This window comes from Aminobacter sp. LjRoot7, assembly GCF_964252895.1.
GTDB lineage: Bacteria > Pseudomonadota > Alphaproteobacteria > Rhizobiales > Rhizobiaceae > Aminobacter > Aminobacter aminovorans_B.
Genome location: NZ_CAXUPX020000016.1, coordinates 1 through 18,099 on the forward strand (window position 1 = coordinate 1; position 18,099 = coordinate 18,099).

Below are 18,099 nucleotides of genomic sequence, written 5' to 3' on the forward strand. Positions count from 1 at the left end.
ATTCACCGAGGCGCTGCGCGAGCGCAAGCTGGCGACCGGGCTCTACTCCGACAATATCGGCGGCGTGCAGTTTTTGTCGCAGAGCCTGTTCCGCGCCACGCTGCACCTTGCTCCCAACGTGCCGGTCGGCACCCACAAGGCGCGTGCCTTCCTGTTTCGCAACGGCATCTTCATCAAGGAAACCTCGGCCCAGCTCGCCATCGTCAAGTCGGGCTTCGAGCAGACAATCTACCGCTTCGCCACCGACCACGGCTTCGGCTACGGCCTCTTCGCCATCGGCCTCGCCATGCTCACAGGATGGCTCGGAAGGATCGTGTTCAGGAAGGATTGATCGGAAGGCTGCCCGGCACACCGATCAGCCTAGCCATTGCCTGCTGCCTCCAGTGCGGCAGGCGTATCCTGCACCGTTTCTGGTGTCCTCACTGTCAAGGCATGGATCCCCGGGTCTCCGCAGTTCGCTTCGCTTCTGCTCCGCCCGAGGATGACGACGGCATGGGGCTTCGCCACGAGTGCTCGGTTCTTCGCTGCCGTCTGCCCAGAGCGCAGACGTTGGCGACAACCTTTGCCTCTTCGTCATTCTCGGGCGGAGCAGGGAGCGCAGCGACTGCGGAGACCCGGGGATCCATGCCGTGACATCGAAGACGTCAGATCCCCCCCCAAAGCCACGCTCCTCGCAGCACCAACGACCTCCCAAGAACATCAAAACACACCGAAATTTGCTCCGAACTGCGGATTCACAAAAATTGACGTTTACGCAAACGTCAATTTTTGCTAATCGCGGTTCGACAAGCGGTTCCCCGTCGCATACCGTCTGGCCGGAACCGGCTCACATTTGCTGGAGGAAGAGCAATGCCGACATTTCGCGCGCCGGTCCAAGACACCCTTTTTGTGCTGAATGACGTGCTCGGCTACGAGCGCTACAGCAACCTTGCCGGTTTCTCCGACGCCAGCCCCGACGTGCTGGAAGCGATCCTCGCCGAGGGCGCCAAGCTCGCCGAAAACGTCATGCATCCGCTCAACCGCGTTGGCGACATGGAAGGCTGCGTCCGCAACGACGACGGCTCGGTCACCACGCCCAAGGGTTTCAAGGAAGCCTTCGACCAGTATCGCGAGGGCGGCTGGATGGGCCTGGCCGTGCCGGTCGAGCATGGCGGCCAGGGGCTGCCCTACACTGTTCACTCGGCGGTCGGCGAATACATGTCGGCGGCCAACATGGCGCTGATGATGTATCCCGGCCTGACCCAGGGTGCGATGGCCGCGATCCTCGTGCATGGTTCGGACGAGCAGAAGGCGACCTGGCTGCCGAAGATGGTCGAGGGTACCTGGACCGGCACCATGAACCTGACGGAGCCGCATTGCGGCACCGATCTTGGCCTGCTGCGTTCCAAGGCCGTGCCGAACGGCGACGGCTCCTACAAGATTTCCGGCCAGAAGATCTTCATCTCGGCCGGCGAACACGACATGTCGGAGAACATCATCCATCTGGTGCTGGCCCGCATCGAGGGCGCGCCCGAGGGCGTGAAGGGCATCTCGCTGTTTATCGTGCCGAAGTTCAAGCTCGACGCATCTGGCAATCCCGACATCCGCAATGCGGTGTCGTGCGGCTCGATCGAGGAGAAGATGGGCATCCACGGCAACTCGACCTGCGTCATGAACTATGACGAGGCCGAGGGCTTCCTGATCGGCGAGGCCAATGGCGGCCTGAAGGCGATGTTCACGATGATGAACGAGGCCCGCCTCGGCGTCGGCCTGCAGGGCCTGGCGGTTTCCGAGATCGCCTACCAGAACGCCGTCGCCTACGCCAAGGACCGCATCCAGGGCCGCTCGCTGACCGGGCCGAAGGCGCCTGACAAGAAGGCCGATCCGATCATCGTCCACCCCGACATCCGCCGTAAGCTGATGACCATGAAGGCCTTCAACGAGGCCGGCCGGGCACTGGTGCTGTGGACCGCCATCAATTCCGACGTCGCCCACCGTTCCGAGGACGGCGCCGAGCGCCAGGCTGCCGACGACCACATGGGCCTGATGACCCCGATCGTGAAGGGCGTGCTCACCGACAAGGGCTTCGAGCATGCCGTGATGGCGCAGCAGGTGTTTGGCGGCCACGGCTACATCGAAGAGCACGGCATGAGCCAGTTCGTGCGCGATGCCCGCATCGCCATGATCTATGAAGGCGCCAATGGCGTGCAGGCGCTCGACCTTGTCGGCCGCAAGCTCGGCCTCAATGGCGGCCGCGCCGTGCAGGCCTTCTTCAAGGAAGTCGGCGAGTTCTGCGAGGCCAATCGTGGCGACGAGCAGATGGCGCCCTACACCAAGGCGCTGAAGAAGGGTTTGAACGACCTGCAGGCGGCGACCATGTGGCTGGTGCAGAACGGCATGGCCAATCCGGACAATGCGGGTGCGGCCTCGACCGATTACATGCATCTCTTCGGCCTCGTGGCGCTTGGCTACATGTGGGGCCGGATGGTCAAGACCGCACAGGACAAGCTGGCGACCGGTGCCAACGGTTCGGCCGATTTCTATGAGACCAAGCTGGTGACCGGCCGCTACTTCATGGAGCGCGTCATGCCCGAGACCTCGGCGCATCTCGCGCGCCTGTCGACCGGCTCGGCGACGATGATGGCGCTCGCCGCGGAGGCGTTTTGATCGAAGACCTGGCGGCCGTTCGCGGCCGCCTCGCAAATGCGGCGTCGAAACGCGGAGGAGATCGTGGCGACAATTCCTGCAGATGTTCTGGGACTGCCCAAGCCCGCCTGGGCCGGGGAAGACGTGGCGATGCTCTACGACATGGCGCACCGCTTCATGTCGGAAGAGATCCTGCCGCATTACGACGGCTACGAGAAGAACGAGATCGTCGACCGCGCGGCCTGGCAAAAGGCCGGTGCGGCCGGCCTGCTCTGCGCCTCGATGCCCGAGGAATATGGCGGCTCGGGCGGCACATTCGCCCATGAGAGCGCGATCATCGAGGCGATCGGCCATGTCGGCGTCGACGGCTTCGGCATCGCCCTGCACAATGCCATCGTCGCACCCTATATCCTTCACTATGGCTCGGAAGAGCAGAAGAAGAAGTGGCTGCCCAAGATGGCGACCGGCGAGCTGATCGGCGCCATCGCCATGACCGAGCCGGGTGCCGGCTCCGACCTGCAGGGCGTCAAGACGCGCGCCGAGAAGGACGGCAACCAGTACCGGATCAACGGCTCGAAGACCTTCATCACCAACGGCCAGCTGGCGAACCTGGTCATCGTCGTGACCAAGACCGATCCGTCCAAGGGCGCCAAGGGCACCTCGCTGATCGTCGTCGAGACCGACGAGGTCGACGGTTTCGAGCGCGGCCGCAACCTCGACAAGATCGGGCTCAAGGCCAACGACACCTCCGAGCTGTTCTTCAACGACGTTCGCGTGCCGACCTCCAACCTGCTGGGGCAGGAAGAAGGCCAGGGTTTCGTCCAGCTGATGCAGCAACTGCCGCAGGAGCGGCTGGAGATCGGCACCGGCGCCATCGCCATGATCGAGCGCGCGCTGGCCGTGACCATCGACTACGTCAAGGACCGCAAGGCCTTCGGCAAGGCGATCCTCGACTTCCAGAACACCCAGTTCAAGCTGGCCGAACTCAAGACCGAGGCGACGATCGGCAGGGTTTTCTACAATGACTGCGTCACCCGTCACATTTCCGGCGGGCTCGATCCGGTAACTGCTTCGATGGCCAAGTATTGGCTGTCGGACCTGCAGTGCAAGATCGTCGACGAGTGCCTGCAATTGTTCGGCGGCTATGGTTATATGAACGAATACCCGATCGCCCGCATGTATCGCGACGCCCGCGTGCAGCGCATCTACGGCGGTACGAACGAGATCATGAAGTTGCTGATCGCGCGCTCGCTCTGAGCAGCCGATCCGGAAACCAAGGAGCAAGAAAATGGCTGACGCTTTTGTCTATGACGCCGTGCGCACGCCGCGCGGCAAGGGCAAGAAGGATGGATCGCTGCATGAGGTTCCGGCGGTTCGCCTCGGCGCCAAGGTGCTGGAAGCGCTGCGCGACCGCAACGGCTTCGACACCGGTGAGGTGGACGATATCATCTTCGGCTGCGTCGATCCCGTCGGCGAGGCCGGCTCGGTGATCCCACGCTCGGCCGCCTTCGAGGCCGGCTACGACAACAAGGCACCGGGCATGCAGATCTCGCGCTTCTGCGCGTCGGGCCTCGACGCCATCAATTTCGGCGCGGCCAAGATCGCCCAGGGCGCCGACGAGATCGTCATCGCGGGCGGCGTGGAATCGATGTCGCGCGTCGGCATGGGCATGTCGGGCGGCGCCTGGTTCATGGATCCCTCGGTCGGCATGCCGGCCTGGTTCATGCCGCAGGGCGTCTCCGCCGACCTGATCGCCACCAAATATGGCTTCTCGCGCGACGACGTCGACGGTTATGCCGTCGAGAGCCAGAAGCGCGCCGCCAAGGCCTGGGAGAAGGGCTACTTCAAGAAGTCGGTGGTGCCGGTCAAGGACCAGAACGGCCTCACCATCCTCGCCCATGACGAGCACATGCGCCCGACCACCGACATGCAGTCGCTCGGCCAGCTGCAGCCGTCCTTCGTCATTCCCGGCGAAATGGGCGGCTTCGACGCGGTCGCTGTGCAGCGCTATCCCGAACTCGAAGAGGTCAACCACGTCCACCATGCCGGCAATTCGTCCGGCATCGTAGACGGTGCGGCCGCCGTCCTGCTTGGCTCGAAGAAGGCCGGCAAGACCATGGGCCTCAAGCCGCGCGCCCGCATTCGCGCCTTCTCCAACATCGGCTCGGAGCCGGCGATGATGCTGACCGGTCCGGTCGACGTCACCGAGAAGCTGCTCAAGCGCGCCAAGATGAAGATCTCCGACATCGACCTGTTCGAGCTCAACGAGGCCTTCGCCTCGGTGGTGCTGCGCTACATGCAGGCCTTCGAGATCCCGCACGACAGGATCAACGTCAATGGCGGCGCCATCGCCATGGGTCACCCGCTGGGTGCCACCGGCGCGATGATCTTCGGCACCGTGCTCGACGAGTTGGAGCGCCGCAATCTCAACACTGCTCTGGTGACGCTGTGCATCGGCGCCGGCATGGGCACCGCAACGATCATCGAACGCGTTTGATTTCGGCCGGAAGGAGACAGACATGACCTACACGAACTTCACGGTCGAAACCGACGCCGATGGCATCGCGCTCGTCACCTGGAACATGCCCGACCGCTCGATGAACGTCTTCACCGAAGAGGTGATGGGCGAGCTCGACAAGATCATCGACCAGGTCGTCGCCGACGCCGGCATCAAGGGCGCCGTCATCACCTCGGGCAAGGAGACTTTCTCCGGCGGTGCCGACCTTACCATGCTGCAGAAGATGCTCGGCATCTATGCCAAGGAGAAATCCAAGGACCCGGAAAAGGCGGCCAAGCTTTTGTTCGACAACGCCGGGCGCATGGGCGCGCTGTGGCGCAAGCTCGAAACCTCAGGCAAGCCGTGGGTCTCGGCGATCAACGGCACCTGCATGGGCGGCGCATTTGAACTGTCGCTGGCTTGCCACGGCCGCGTCGCGGCTGACTCGGACAAGGTCAAGATGGCCCTGCCGGAAGTGAAGGTCGGCATCTTCCCGGGCGCCGGCGGCACCCAGCGCGTGCCGAGGCTTGCCGACCCGCAGTCGGCGCTGCAGATGCTGACCTCGGGCCAGACGCTGTCGCCGCAGAAGGCGAAGGGCATGAACCTGATCCACGAGATCGCCGAGCCGAAGAAGCTGATCGAGACCGCCAAGGCCATGATCAAGAACGGCCTGAAGCCGGTCCAGCCCTGGGACGAAAAGGGCTTCAAGCTGCCGGGCGGTCCGGTCTATTCGGGCGCGGGCGCCAATCTCTGGCCGCCGGCAATCGCCATCCTGCGCCGCGAGACCTATGGCAACTACCCGGCCGCGACCGCGATCCTGAAATGCGTCTATGAAGGCCTGCTGGTGCCGTTCGACACCGGCCTGCGCATCGAGCAGCGCTACTTCACCGAGATCATGCAGACCAAGGAAGCGGCGGCGATGATCCGCTCGCTGTTCGTGTCGCTACAGGAGCTGAACAAGGGCGCGCGCCGTCCCGAAGGCATCGCAGACACCAAGTTCAAGAAGATCGGCATCATCGGCGCCGGCTTCATGGGTGCGGGCATTGCCTATGTCACGGCCAAGGCCGGCATCCCGGTGGTGCTGGTCGATCGCGACCAGGAATCGGCCGACAAGGGCAAGGCGCACTCCGACAGCCTGATCTCCGATCAGGTCAAGAAGGGCCGCGCCAAGCCGGAAGAACGCGAGAAGCTGCTGTCGCTGATCACGCCGAGCGCCGACTATGCCGATCTCGCCGGCTGCGACCTCGTGGTCGAGGCGGTGTTCGAGGACTCGGAAGTCAAGAAGGTCACGACCGAGAGGGCGGAAGCCGTGCTCAAGTCGTCGGCAGTGTTTGCCTCCAACACCTCGACAATCCCGATCACCTCGCTTGGCAAGAATTCGGTGCGGCCGAAGAACTTCATCGGCATCCACTTCTTCTCGCCGGTCGACAAGATGATGCTGGTCGAGATCATCATGGGAAAGAAGACCGGCGACAAGGCGCTCGCGGTGGCGATGGACTTCGTCCGCGCCATCAAGAAGACGCCGATCGTCGTCAACGACACGCGCGGCTTCTACGTCAACCGTTGCGTGCTGCGCTATATGTCGGAAGCCTTCAAGATGCTGATCGAAGGCGTGCCGGCGGCGATGATCGAAAACGCCGCCAAGGCTGCCGGCATGCCGGTAGGCCCGCTGGCGCTGACCGACGAGACCGCCGTCGACCTCGCCCAGAAGATCATGAAGCAGACCATCCGGGATCTCGGCGAAAAGGCCGTTGACCCGCGCCAGATGGCGCTGATCAACACTATGGTCGACACCCATGGCCGCCTCGGCCGCAAGAACGCCAAGGGCTTCTACGATTATCCGGCCAAGCCGGCGAAGAAGAAGCTGTGGCCCGGCCTGAAGGACCTCTATCCGCAGCTTGCTCCGGAGAAGGTCGACGTCGAGGAGATCAAGCAGCGCCTGCTGTCGGTCATCGCACTCGAAGCGGTGCGCGTGATGGAAGAGGGCATCGTCACTGACCCGCGCGAGGCGGATGTCGGCTCGATCCTCGCCTTCGGCTTCGCGCCCTACACCGGCGGTGCGCTGTCCTACATAGACGGCATCGGCGCCAAGAAGTTCGTCAAGATCGCCAAGGACCTGCAGAAGAAGTACGGCGCCGAGTTCAAGGCACCCAAGCTGCTGATCGACATGGCTGACAAGGGCGAGACCTTCTACCAGCGCTTCGATCCTTACGCGAAGGCAGAGGAAAAGAAGGCGGCCTGACGCACAGTGTACGTCTGGGCAAGACTGGCACGCATGGCCGCGACGAAAGCTCGTCGCGGCCCTTACCGTTTTGGCGATGAGGGCCGGCTGTCGTTCCGCTGCCTGCCGACCGACATCGACTTCAACATGCATCTCAACAATGCGCGCTACATGATGCTGGCCGATGTCGGCCGCATCGACATCTTCATGCGCTCGGGCCTGATCGAGCTTGCCCGAAAGCGTGGCTGGGCGCCGATGCTGGGTGGCCTGCAGACGGTGTTCGTGCGCGAGATCAGGCTGTGGAAGCGCTTCGAGGTGGTGTCCTCGATCGAGACCTGGAGTGGCTCCGAGGTGATCGGCAAGCACCGCTTCGTACTTGAAAATGGCGAGACGGCGGCCCTGATCATGACCAGCGCCGGCGTCTACGACCGGGCCAACCGCCGCTTTGTGCAGATCGACGACCTGGTGCGCGAACTCGGCGCCGACATCACCCCGCGCGGCGCCAGCGAGGAAGAGAGCATCTTCATCGCCTCGCACAAGGGCCTGCGCACGCTGGCCAAGTCGAAGGACTGATGACGCTTCTGGCTTGAATCAAGACGGCTCGCTGCCCCAGGCCATTGAACGCGTCATGGCCGAGCTCAAGCCGGAGGCCGCCTATTTCACCGCCGAGGGCGGGCGGCGCACCGCACATGCCGATGGTCGCCGAGCGCTTCTTCTTCTTCGGCTTCAACGCCAATGTCGACATGATCCCCGTCATGAATGCCGACGATTTGAGGAAGGGCCTGCCGGCGGCGATGGCCGCACTGGCGGGCTGATTTTTTCATCGGCTTGCATGTCATTGCTGCGTGGCGCATCGGCGTCTGCGTGCTGTCCGTCCGCATTGGCGGTGGACAATGGCGACAGTCGTGGTTAAATGCCGAAAGGTATTTTTTCCTGTCCGAAGGGGAGCGCCATGCTCTCGCATGAACGTGTCTGGGCCGCGATAGATGCTCTCGCCGAGCGTTATTCGCTTTCGGCGTCGGGCCTCGCCAAGAAGGCCGGGCTCGACTCGACGGCGTTCAACAAATCCAAGCGCCAGTCGGTCGATGGACGGCCACGCTGGCCTTCGACAGAGTCGCTGGCCAAGATCATCGAGGCGACCAATTCCTCGCTCGAGGAGTTCCTGGGTTTCGTCGAGCCGGTGCGAACGGTCAACAAGGCCAAGGTGCGGGAACGAGCGGCCGGCGTGCCGCTGCTCGGCTTCGCGCAGGCAGGCGCCGGCGGCTTCTTCGACGATGCCGGTTTTCCCGCAGGCCAGGGCTGGGACCTGATCGAGCTTCCGGCGCGCGCCACCGAGAGTTCCTACGCGCTCGAAGTGCAGGGCGACTCGATGCTGCCGCTCTACCGCAACGGCGACGTGCTGATCGTCGAGCCGGGTGCTATCGTGCGCAAGGGCGACCGCGTGGTGGTCAAGACGATCTCGGGCGAGGTCATGGCCAAGGTGCTGGAGCGCCAGACGCAAGGCATCATCGAACTGGTGTCGCTCAACCCCGAGCATCCGATCCGGCGTTTCCAGACCCACGAGGTCGAATGGGTGGCGCGCATCGTCTGGGCGAGCCAGTAAGGTGCGTCCGGCAGCCATAGCAGTCGCCGCCGCGGGGTTCGGCATCGCGGCCTTGCTCGTCACCACGGGCGGACAGAGGCTCGCCGCGATCGAGGCGCCAGAGATCGACGTCATCGACGAAAGCGATCTTCCTGAGATGCCGCCGCCGGAAGAAGGCAGCACATCGGCGGTCGAGCCTGAGACGCTTGATGCCGACGTGGCGTCGCGCCCGGTCGCACCGGAGGATATTGTGCCGCCGCCGCTCGAGCAGGGCGATCTCGTGCGCGAGGCGCCGCGCCCACCATTGAGCGAGCTCAGCCTGGCGCTGCCGCCCAAGCCCAAGATGCCGGACGATTGGGACGGCACGACGCTGTTCCAGCCGGTGGCATCGGCCGCGGGCCTGATCGAGGCCAAGGGCTTCAGTGTGGCGATAGCGGGGGTGACCCCGGTCGATGCCGGCGAAAACTGCACCTTTGAGGGCAAGGAATGGAACTGCGGCACGCGTGCGCGGACGGCGTTTCGCGGCTTCCTGCGCTCGCGCGCCGTGGTCTGTGACGTGCCGCCCCAATCCGAGCGCGGCGTGATCGTTGCCCGCTGCCGCATAGGCAAGCAGGATGTCGGCGAATGGCTGGTGGCCAATGGCTGGGCAAAGGCCGAGGGCGGTGGCCCCTATGCCGAGGCGGGGCAGAAGGCCGAGGCCGACAAGAAAGGCATCTACGGACCGGTGCCGACCCGCATCGAGATGACGCTGACGCCGGTGGGATCGAGCCTGCCCGCAGTCGAGCCGCCGCCGTCCGAGCCGGCGGCTGAAGCGCCGGCGCAATAGCTCAGGCGCGCTCGGGCAACCGCTCCAGATAGATGTCGAACTCGTCGCGATGGGTTTCGACGAAGCCATGGCGCTCGTAGAAGCGCTTGGCGTCGCTGCCGCGCAACACGTCGAGGCGGATCGCTTTGGCTGACGCATCGGCCTCGCTCATCAGGCATCGTAACACGGCGCTGCCGACACCACGCCCCTGCGCTTCCGGCGCGAGATAGAAATGTTCGAGCAAGAGCGCGCCGTCATGCGGGCCGAAGGCGACGCAGCCGGTCAGCCGTTCGGCCAGGTCGAGGATCAGGCGCGTATGCTTGGGGCGGAACGTGTCGCGAAAGCGGGCGCGCGCCCGCTCGGGATCGAAGCGGCCGATGCGTTCCAGGCTCGGCCGCATCGCAAGAAGCCTGATCTCGAACAGGCGCTCGAAATCAGGTTCCTGGGTCGGCGCGAAGCTGAATGCCGCGGTCGCGCCGGCTGATGTCACGTCAGGCCGCCAGCTTGCCTTCCAGCGCCTTGGTGATCAGCGCCCGGGTTTCGGCGATGCCGTAGAGCGCTGCGAACGAGCCGAAGCGGGGACCGCGTTCCTGGCCGATCAGCACCTGGTAGATCATCTGGAAGAAGGCGCCCGAAACGCCTGGGCCGCCTTCCGGGCTCTTCTTGGTGTGATCCTGGTAGCGCTCGATCTGGCGCGCGACGTTGAGCGAGGCGTTCTGGATCGCTTCGCCATCGGCGCCTGCCGGCAGGGCGCCGAGCGTCTTTTCGAGTGTCGCCAGCGCTTCGCGTTCGACCTCGTCGGCCGCGCGAAAAGTCTTGGTCGGCTTCACGAAATCGTCGAAGTAGCGGACGGCATAGCCGGTCAGCTTGTCGAGCTCGGGATGCGTCTCGGGCGTCACGCCAGGCGCATGGCGCGAGATGAAGCCCCACAGCACCGCCTTGTCGTGCGCGTTGGAGGCGCTGACCAGGTTGAGCAGCATCGAGAACGGCACCGGCATGTCGACGATGGGCGGGTTGCCATCATGCATGTGCCAGACCGGATTGCCCAGCCGCTCCTTCCACTCCTGCCGCGGATAGGCGGAGAGGAAAGTGTAGTACTCGTCGACGGCACGCGGAATGACGTCGAAATAGAGCTTCTTGGCCTGGCGCGGGCGCTGGTACATATAGAGCCCGAGGCTCTCGGTCGGCGCGTAGGTCAGCCATTCGTCGATGGTCAGGCCGTTGCCCTTCGATTTCGAGATCTTCTGGCCGTTCTCGTCGAGGAACAGCTCGTAGACGAAATGCTCCGGCGCATGGCCACCAAGCAGGTTGCAGATGCGGTCGTAGATGACGGCGTTGGTCTGGTGATCCTTGCCGAACATTTCGAAATCGACGCCGAGCGCTGCCCAGCGCATGCCGAAATCAGGCTTCCACTGCAGCTTGACCTTGCCGCCGGTGACCTCAAGCGTGGTTTCGGTGCCTTCGTCGTCGAAGGTGATGGTGCCGGCCTTGGCGTCGACATGCTTCATCGGCACGTAGAGCACGCGGCCGCTCTTGGGCGAGATCGGCAGGAACGGGCTGTAGGTCGCCTGGCGTTCCTCGCCCAGCGTCGGCAGCATCACCGCCATGATCTGGTCGTAGCGCTCGGCGGCGCGCAGCAGCATCGCGTCGAACTTGCCGGCCTTGTAGTACTCGGTCGCGCTGGCGAACTCGTACTCGAAGCCGAAGGTATCGAGGAAGCGGCAGAGCATCGCATTGTTGTGGTCGCCGAAGCTGGCGTAGTCGCCACCGAAGGGATTGGGCACTGCCGTCAGCGGCTTGTGCAGATGCGGCTCGAGGAACGCACGGTCCGGCACGTTGTCGGGGATCTTGCGCATGCCGTCCATGTCGTCGGAGAAGCACAGGAGCTTCGTCTTGACCTTGCCTTCGGTCAGCACGTGGAAGGCGTGGCGCACCATGGTGGTGCGCGCCACTTCGCCGAAGGTGCCGATATGCGGCAGGCCGGACGGGCCGTAGCCGGTCTCGAACAGGACGGTTTCGGGGAATTCCTTGCCTTTGTAGCGCTCGACGATCTTTTTGGCCTCCTCGAACGGCCAGGCTTTGCTTTCAGCCGCTGCCGCGAGAAGTTCGGGGTTGAGATCGATGATGTTTGATCTCGTCATGTCGAGGGCCCTTTGATTGTTGGGCGGAGTTTCCGCCGAAGACGGCCATGCTCTATGCGCGCATGCCGCGGGCGTCAACGATTCCGGCCATTTTTCGTTGCAGTGGCGGGACAGCGTTCCTAAGTTCGGGCGACATTCAACGCTTTGGAGACCTCCATGCCCTTGCCGACCGCCCACGAGGCGCTGATCTATCTGATGGTCATCACCTCAGCTTCCGACCGCGACATGACCGATGTCGAGCTGGCGCGGATCGGCGAGGTGGTCAAGTCATGGCCTGTCTTCATGGATTTTGACCACAAGCGGTTGATCGCGGTCGCCCAGGACTGCCAGGAACTGCTGCATGAGGAGCCGGGGCTGGAAGGCGCGCTCGAACTGGCGCGCAGGGCAATTCCGGAGCGGCTGCACGACACCGCCTACGCGGCGGCCTTCGAGGTGGCGACTGTCGATCTCGAAATGCGGATGGAGGAGGTGCGCATCCTGCAGCGCCTGCGCCATCACCTGAGCGTCGACGCGCTGACTGTCGCTGCGATCGAGCGCGCCACCAAGGCCCGCCACCGCACGCTGACCTGATCCGGCCGGATCGCTTAAAAGAAGCTGACCGGGAAATACCTGAGATAAAGCTCGGCGAAGGTGCCCTTGGCCGAGATTTCGTGCAGCGCGTAGTCGAAGGCTGTGGCCAGGGCGGCATTGTCCGGCCTTGTCGCGATCGCGAGTCCGGTGCCGAGATACTCCGGCGCAAGGTATGGCCCGCCGGCAAAGCGGCAGCAGCCGGCGGCATCGGTCCCGCTCAGCCAGAAAGACAAGCGCATGCCGTCGCCGAAGACCGCGTCGAGCTTGCCGTCCTTGAGGTCGGTGTTGAGCCAGTCCGGCTTGGCGTAGGTGACGACCTTCACATTGCCAAAATAATCCCTGAGCACGCGCTCATGGGCCGAGCCGGCAAGCACGCCGACGCGCTTGTCGCGCAGCTTGTCGACCAGCGGCTCGGTGACGGCTTGCGCCTTTTTCATGATGAAACGGGCTGGGAATTGGAGATAAGGCCGCGAGAAGGCGTATTTTTCGCGCGTCTCGGCCGTCGCCGGCACGCCCGCGATGAGCGCTTCGCCTTCGCCTGAGTTCAGCGCGCCGCCGAGTTCGTTCCAGGGCAGGGCCTGGATCTGGCATTTTTCGGCAATGCCCAATTCGGCGCAGATGGCGCGGGCGAGGTCGACATGGAAGCCCGACAGACGGCCGGCCTTGTCGATGAAGTTGAAGGGCGGGAAATCGGTGGTGGTCAGGAAGCGCAGGCGCGGCAGCGTCGACAAATCCGGCTTCGGCAGCCGCTCCTTGCTGTCCCACAGCACCGGCACCTGCGGTTCGGCCGATCGGGCCGGACCAAGCAGTGCTGCAAGCGATATGACGATCGCAAGCATCAGCGATACGGGGTTCATGGCTGCTCCGGGCCTTCAGTTGCCGCGTGTCGCGGTGATCTCTGCAGAAGCTTTTACGTCGTCATCGCGCGCAAGCAAAGCGATTGTGAAACAATGCACGACAAGGGACGCAAGCCCCGAGTCGAAAACAACAATTTATATTAATTAGTCGGCGTCTCACCCGTTCGGGGCATGGCCTCAAAAGGGCTAATATGCATATATCGGCCTCGGGGAATTGCAGCATGGGGGTGTTGCAATGGAACTGGACCGGTCGCCTTGGGGAGGACGCACTTACGCGTGCGGGCTGTCTGATACAGCTGGCGTGGCTTGGTTCGATTACTGTCGTAGTATCCAAATTTACGGCTCGCAGGCCGTGGGTGCGTGATGGTTGCGGTTGACTCCAGTCACGCGACCATCCGCCCCGCTTTTTCTGCACCCATCCCGTATCACGCGCCCATCGGAGCCCAGGCTTTTGTCGAAGCTAACGACAACGGCGCCGATGCCTATGACGCAGCGTTGGCATCCCTGCCGGAGTTGCAGGCTGTGCTCGACCGGCTCAGCGTTTCCGATTCCCAACGTCTGGCCATCGCATCACGCGCCGCCTTCCATGGTACCACTTTCCAGGCAGAGCTTCTGGTCTCGGGTTTTGTATCCGAGCGGGCCTATTTTGCCGCGATGGCACAGGAGACCGGCGCTAGCTATCTGAAATCGGTCGACCCGCGCCGCCTGATCATGGACGACAGGGCGTGCTGGGCGCAGTTCGACCCCGGCGGCCGCGTCATGGTTGCCAAGCTGTATGAGGCACCGGGGCGATACAGCCTGCTCGTCGCGCCCGATCAGGATGGCTGGAGCAGGCTGAAGAAGCGCATCGCCAGCGCCGATTTCAATCGCCGCATCAAGGTTGTCGCGCCTTCGGTGCTGCGTGCGGCCTTGCTGGTGCACGCGCGACCGATGCTGACGCGGTTCGCGCTGGCCAATCTGTACGACCGGTGGCCGGACTGCTCGGCCCGCAACGTCTTCTGGCCATGGCAGAGCTACAGTCTCGGCATGCTGACCGTGCTCTTGCCGGCGGCTTTTGCCACGATGCCGATGCTGGCTCTGTTTGTCCTGCACCTGTTGCTGGTCAGCGTCTTCATCGCTTGCGCGGCGTTGCGCGCCATCGCAGCCGTCTGGCGGCCATTGGCAAGGCCCTCGCCGATCTCGTTGCCGCTTTCACCGCGCTTGCCGGTCTATTCGGTGCTGGTGGCGCTCTACAACGAGGCGGAGGTGGTGCCCGAACTTTTGGTCGGGCTCAGCAAGCTGCAATGGCCGCGCAGCAAGCTTGAGATCAAGCTGATCTGCGAGGCTGATGATGCCGAAACTATCGCAGCCATTACTGCGCATCCGCTGCGCGGCAATGTCGAGGTCGTGCTGGTGCCGCCATCATTGCCGCGCACGAAGCCCAAGGCGCTGGCCTATGCCTTGCCGCTGGCGCGCGGCGAGGTCATCGTGCTCTATGATGCCGAAGACCGGCCGCATCCGATGCAGCTTGCCGAGGCATGGCAGCGTTTCGCCGCCGCCGGTCCGGACCTCGCTTGCCTGCAGGCGCCGCTCGAGATCTCCAATCGCGGCGCGAACATGATCGCCAACATGTTCGGCTTCGAATATGCGGCGCTGTTTCGCGGTCTTCTGCCCTGGCTTGCGCACAACCAGATCATGTTGCCGCTTGGCGGCACCTCCAACCATTTCCGCCGCGACGTGCTGGAAGAGATCGGCGGTTGGGACCCCTACAACGTTACCGAGGATGCCGATCTGGGGCTGCGGCTCGCCCGCTACGGCTATCGCTGCGAGACGCTGTCATGCCCCACCCGGGAAGACGCGCCCGAAGACATCGCCACGTGGCACCGGCAACGGGTGCGCTGGTTCAAGGGCTGGATGCAGACCTGGCTGGTGCATATGCGCGAACCCCGCACGCTTGCGGCTGAGCTGCCCGGGGTGTCCTTTGTTGTCACCCAGATCCTGTTTGCCGGAATGGTGCTGTCATCATTGCTGCACCTGGTTCTGATCGCGCTGCTTGTCGGCTTGGCGGTGCAGATCCTGTTCGATGTTCCGATGGGGCTGTGGGAATCCTATCTCGTCGTCTTCGACGTGATCAGCATCCTGCTCGGCTATGGCGCTTTCCTCGTTCTGGGCTGGCTTTCGCTGAAGCCAAAAGACCGCCGCGGCTTCTGGAGGTTGTGCCTGTACACGCCGGTCTACTGGACGATGCTGTCATGGGCGGCATGGTGCGCGCTCTATGAGCTTTGGCGGCGGCCGCACCATTGGGCGAAGACACCGCATCGGCGGCGTCGCGCAAGGGCCTTTGCCTGACAGGTCATAGGGGCCTTCAGGAGCCTTGGCCTGTCAGGCGCTTCAGTCCTTCAGGAACTTCATGCCTTCGGCAATGATCTTGCCGTCGGGCCGGCCGATGGCGTCGAGGTCGCGGCCGTCATAGGTCAGCGCACGCAGGATGTGGCGGATGACGGCGATGCGGCTGCGACGCTTGTCGTTGGCCTGGACGACGATCCAAGGCGCATGCTGGGTGTGGGTCTTTTCGACCATCAGGTTCAGCGCCTTGGTGTAGTCATCCCACTTGCTGATGCCGGCGATGTCCATCGGCGAGAACTTCCAGCTCTTGAGCAGGCTGTGGCGCCGGTCGTGGAAACGCTTGAGCTGCATCTCCTGGCTGATGTCGAGCCAGAACTTGAAGAAATGGATGCCCTCGTTGACGATCATCTTCTCGAAGTTCGGCGTCTCGTCGAGGAATTGGCGGTGCTGTTCGGGCGTGCAGAAGCCCATGACCGGCTCGACGCCGGCGCGGTTGTACCAGGAGCGGTCGAAGGTGACGAACTCGCCCGAGGTCGGGAACTGCTGGACATAGCGCTGGAAGTACCATTGGCCGCGCTCGGTCTCAGTCGGCTTGGTCAGCGCCACGTTGCGCGCGGTACGTGGGTTCATGTATTCGCGCACGGCGGCGATGGTGCCGCCCTTGCCGGCGGCGTCGCGGCCTTCGAACAGGATGAGCACGCGCTTGCCGCTGGCCTGCATCCAGGCCTGGAGCTTGACCAGTTCGATCTGCAACTGCTCGATCGTCTGCTCGTATTCCTTCTGCGGCAGCTTGTCGTCATAGGGGTAGTGGCCCGACGTCAGCGCCTTCTTGTCAATCCAGTCCGGCAGAGTGGGGTCGTTGATGTCGAAGCTGCGCTCGTCCTTCCCGATCTTGATCTCGACCGGGCCGGCGACGGGCGCCGCATCGACCTTGACCGCCGCGCCGGCGGCGTTGTCCTTCTTGCTTTCCTTGTCTTTTTTCATGACCTCGGCACCTTTCCAGCTCGGCAAGTCATGCTATTGGGTGGCTTGGAAGCGGTCCAGAGGCTTCTTGCAGGTGCTGCGGCGCCGGAAACATTCGTATGGCAGAGACCACCACGCAGACGAAGGCAAGGCGCACGGCGCGGATCGGGGTCGGCCGGCTGTACCAGAACCGCTGGATGCTGGCCGCGGCGATCCTTGCTGTTCTTGCCGTTCATTTCTTCGGCGGCGTCTCCATGCCCTTCACGGTTGGTACGATCGCAGCTCTGGCGTTGTTCGCGCTCGTTGCGCCGCGCACACCAGCAGCCCGTCGGCTGGCCGAGGCCAGCGCAGGCATCGACCGCTCGCCGCTCGACAGGCTGTCGGGTGAAAAGCTGGCGGCAGCAGTCGCCGATCCGCTGATCATCTTCGATCGCGACGGCACGGTGGTGCACGCCAATGCGGCGGCCGAGACCGCCTTCGGCGCGATCCGGCCTGAGCTGCCGCTGCTGCTGAAGTTCCGTGCGCCCGAGATGCAAGTGCTGATCGAGGCGGTGCTGGCCGGCGAAGGCAACGGGCAGACCACCGACTATGTCGAGCGTGTGCCGTTCGAGCGGGTCTACCGCGTCACCGCCTCGGCGGTCGGGCGCGGCACCGGGCTGTTCGTGCTGGCGTTCAAGGACCAGAGCGAGGCGCGCCGCATTGACCGCATGCGCGCCGACTTCATCGCCAATGCCAGCCATGAATTGCGCACGCCGCTCGCCTCGATTGCCGGCTTCGTCGAGACGCTGCGCGGTCCGGCCCGCAACGACCCCAATGCGCGCGACCAGTTCCTGCAGATCATGCAGAATCAGACCGGACGCATGGCGCGCCTGATCGACGACCTGCTGTCGCTGTCGCGGCTGGAGATGAAGCCCTATCTCAAGCCCGGCGTCCGGGTCGACTTGCGCCAGACGGTGGAAGCCGTCATCGCTTCGCTCGGTCCATTGGCCGGCGAGACCGGCGTGGTTGTCGAACGCGATTTCGGCGACGGGCCGTTCGAGGTTCACGGTGATCGCGACGAGCTGTTCCAGGTGTTCCAGAACCTGCTCGAAAACGCCTGCAAATACGGCCAGTCGGGCGGGCGCGTGCAGGTGATGATGCGGCGTGTCGGGCAGGGCAGCGAAGCCGAGCTCGAGGTCACCGTCCGCGATTTCGGCCCGGGCATCCCGGAAGAGCATATCCCGCGCGTCACCGAACGCTTCTACCGCGTCGATGTCGAGACCAGCCGTGCCCAGAAGGGCACCGGCCTCGGCCTGTCGATCGTCAAGCACATCCTGACGCGGCACGGCGCAAGGCTGTCGATCCGCTCGAAGCTGGGCGAGGGTTCGGCCTTCACGGTGCATTTCCCCGTCGCCTGAACGGCAAGCAAGCTCGCCTGGCGTTGGCCGCATCGACCGCCCGATACGAGCGGACGGTTGTCGCAACGCGTCTCAATAATTCGTGTTGACTCTAATTAGAAGAATTTCTAAATAAA

At 63.9% G+C, this 18,099-nt stretch carries 16 protein-coding genes; 12 read left to right on the plus strand and 4 right to left on the minus strand.

Going from position 1 to position 18,099, the window contains the following annotated elements; all coding sequences use genetic code 11:
* From ACSQ3E_RS28450 to ACSQ3E_RS28490, 9 genes are all read left to right on the plus strand, one after another.
* The coding region (locus ACSQ3E_RS28450) for a TIGR02186 family protein (RefSeq protein ID WP_436125237.1) at positions 1–331 on the plus strand (331 nt) is incomplete at its 5' end.
* Positions 332–849: 518 nt separating this feature from the next.
* Positions 850–2,646 carry an acyl-CoA dehydrogenase gene (locus ACSQ3E_RS28455; RefSeq protein ID WP_436125238.1) on the plus strand — a complete coding sequence of 599 codons (1,797 nt, stop codon included), beginning with the start codon at positions 850–852 and terminating at the stop codon, positions 2,644–2,646.
* Positions 2,647–2,682: 36 nt separating this feature from the next.
* A complete protein-coding gene (locus ACSQ3E_RS28460; RefSeq protein ID WP_436125239.1) occupies positions 2,683–3,882 on the plus strand; it encodes an acyl-CoA dehydrogenase family protein in 1,200 nt (399 codons plus the stop codon).
* A 31-nt stretch (positions 3,883–3,913) separates the two neighbouring features.
* Entirely contained in the window at positions 3,914–5,122 is a 1,209-nt protein-coding gene (locus ACSQ3E_RS28465; RefSeq protein ID WP_436125240.1) for an acetyl-CoA C-acetyltransferase, read from the plus strand.
* Positions 5,123–5,144: 22 nt separating this feature from the next.
* Positions 5,145–7,364 carry a 3-hydroxyacyl-CoA dehydrogenase NAD-binding domain-containing protein gene (locus ACSQ3E_RS28470; RefSeq protein WP_436125241.1) on the plus strand — a complete coding sequence of 740 codons (2,220 nt, stop codon included), beginning with the start codon at positions 5,145–5,147 and terminating at the stop codon, positions 7,362–7,364.
* Positions 7,365–7,397: 33 nt separating this feature from the next.
* A complete protein-coding gene (locus tag ACSQ3E_RS28475; RefSeq protein WP_436125242.1) occupies positions 7,398–7,916 on the plus strand; it encodes a thioesterase family protein in 519 nt (172 codons plus the stop codon).
* A gap of 116 nt (positions 7,917–8,032) precedes the next feature.
* Entirely contained in the window at positions 8,033–8,158 is a 126-nt protein-coding gene (locus tag ACSQ3E_RS28480; protein WP_436125243.1) for a hypothetical protein, read from the plus strand.
* Positions 8,159–8,295: 137 nt separating this feature from the next.
* Positions 8,296–8,946: a S24 family peptidase gene (locus ACSQ3E_RS28485; RefSeq protein ID WP_436125244.1), complete on the plus strand. Its 651-nt coding sequence runs from the start codon at positions 8,296–8,298 to the stop codon at positions 8,944–8,946.
* 1 nt (position 8,947) lies between these two features.
* Positions 8,948–9,751, plus strand: a complete 804-nt coding sequence (locus ACSQ3E_RS28490) for a thermonuclease family protein (protein WP_436125245.1) — start codon at positions 8,948–8,950, stop codon at positions 9,749–9,751.
* A 1-nt stretch (position 9,752) separates the two neighbouring features.
* Here the strand turns inward: ACSQ3E_RS28490 and ACSQ3E_RS28495 are convergent, their stop codons facing one another.
* Together ACSQ3E_RS28495 and ACSQ3E_RS28500 are read right to left on the minus strand one after the other, a co-directional pair.
* Positions 9,753–10,220: a GNAT family N-acetyltransferase gene (locus ACSQ3E_RS28495; RefSeq protein ID WP_436125246.1), complete on the minus strand. Its 468-nt coding sequence runs from the start codon at positions 10,218–10,220 to the stop codon at positions 9,753–9,755.
* Between the two features lies 1 nt (position 10,221).
* Positions 10,222–11,871: a lysine--tRNA ligase gene (locus ACSQ3E_RS28500; protein WP_310329214.1), complete on the minus strand. Its 1,650-nt coding sequence runs from the start codon at positions 11,869–11,871 to the stop codon at positions 10,222–10,224.
* Between the two features lie 156 nt (positions 11,872–12,027).
* Between ACSQ3E_RS28500 and ACSQ3E_RS28505 the strand changes: the two genes are divergently transcribed.
* Positions 12,028–12,441: a tellurite resistance TerB family protein gene (locus ACSQ3E_RS28505; RefSeq protein ID WP_436125247.1), complete on the plus strand. Its 414-nt coding sequence runs from the start codon at positions 12,028–12,030 to the stop codon at positions 12,439–12,441.
* Between the two features lie 14 nt (positions 12,442–12,455).
* On the opposite strand, the gene ACSQ3E_RS28510 is transcribed toward ACSQ3E_RS28505, so the two are convergent.
* The gene (locus ACSQ3E_RS28510) at positions 12,456–13,298 is read right to left on the minus strand and encodes a transporter substrate-binding domain-containing protein (protein WP_436125248.1); all 843 of its coding nucleotides are present in this window, start codon (positions 13,296–13,298) and stop codon (positions 12,456–12,458) included.
* A gap of 363 nt (positions 13,299–13,661) precedes the next feature.
* Between ACSQ3E_RS28510 and ACSQ3E_RS28515 the strand changes: the two genes are divergently transcribed.
* Entirely contained in the window at positions 13,662–15,626 is a 1,965-nt protein-coding gene (locus tag ACSQ3E_RS28515) for a glycosyltransferase family 2 protein (protein WP_436125249.1), read from the plus strand.
* 42 nt (positions 15,627–15,668) lie between these two features.
* Here the strand turns inward: ACSQ3E_RS28515 and ppk2 are convergent, their stop codons facing one another.
* Positions 15,669–16,607: a polyphosphate kinase 2 gene (ppk2, locus tag ACSQ3E_RS28520; protein ID WP_436125250.1), complete on the minus strand. Its 939-nt coding sequence runs from the start codon at positions 16,605–16,607 to the stop codon at positions 15,669–15,671.
* Between the two features lie 98 nt (positions 16,608–16,705).
* Between ppk2 and ACSQ3E_RS28525 the strand changes: the two genes are divergently transcribed.
* On the plus strand, positions 16,706–17,983 hold the full coding sequence (locus ACSQ3E_RS28525; RefSeq protein WP_436125251.1) for an ATP-binding protein: 1,278 nt from the start codon (positions 16,706–16,708) through the stop codon (positions 17,981–17,983).
* The last annotated feature ends 116 nt before the right edge of the window (positions 17,984–18,099 follow it).

What these genes read in the sequence shown, in the direction of transcription:
- ACSQ3E_RS28455 (WP_436125238.1), top strand. Translation starts at nt 850, where the DNA reads ATGCCGACATTTCGCGCGCCGGTCCAAGACACCCTTTTTGTGCTGAAT.
- ACSQ3E_RS28460 (WP_436125239.1), top strand. Translation starts at nt 2,683, where the DNA reads ATGCGGCGTCGAAACGCGGAGGAGATCGTGGCGACAATTCCTGCAGAT.
- ACSQ3E_RS28465 (WP_436125240.1), top strand. Translation starts at nt 3,914, where the DNA reads ATGGCTGACGCTTTTGTCTATGACGCCGTGCGCACGCCGCGCGGCAAG.
- ACSQ3E_RS28470 (WP_436125241.1), top strand. Translation starts at nt 5,145, where the DNA reads ATGACCTACACGAACTTCACGGTCGAAACCGACGCCGATGGCATCGCG.
- ACSQ3E_RS28475 (WP_436125242.1), top strand. Translation starts at nt 7,398, where the DNA reads ATGGCCGCGACGAAAGCTCGTCGCGGCCCTTACCGTTTTGGCGATGAG.
- ACSQ3E_RS28480 (WP_436125243.1), top strand. Translation starts at nt 8,033, where the DNA reads ATGCCGATGGTCGCCGAGCGCTTCTTCTTCTTCGGCTTCAACGCCAAT.
- ACSQ3E_RS28485 (WP_436125244.1), top strand. Translation starts at nt 8,296, where the DNA reads ATGCTCTCGCATGAACGTGTCTGGGCCGCGATAGATGCTCTCGCCGAG.
- ACSQ3E_RS28500 (WP_310329214.1), bottom strand. Translation starts at nt 11,871, where the DNA reads ATGACGAGATCAAACATCATCGATCTCAACCCCGAACTTCTCGCGGCA.
- ACSQ3E_RS28505 (WP_436125247.1), top strand. Translation starts at nt 12,028, where the DNA reads ATGCCCTTGCCGACCGCCCACGAGGCGCTGATCTATCTGATGGTCATC.
- ACSQ3E_RS28510 (WP_436125248.1), bottom strand. Translation starts at nt 13,298, where the DNA reads ATGAACCCCGTATCGCTGATGCTTGCGATCGTCATATCGCTTGCAGCA.
- ACSQ3E_RS28515 (WP_436125249.1), top strand. Translation starts at nt 13,662, where the DNA reads ATGGTTGCGGTTGACTCCAGTCACGCGACCATCCGCCCCGCTTTTTCT.
- ppk2 (WP_436125250.1), bottom strand. Translation starts at nt 16,607, where the DNA reads ATGAAAAAAGACAAGGAAAGCAAGAAGGACAACGCCGCCGGCGCGGCG.
- ACSQ3E_RS28525 (WP_436125251.1), top strand. Translation starts at nt 16,706, where the DNA reads ATGGCAGAGACCACCACGCAGACGAAGGCAAGGCGCACGGCGCGGATC.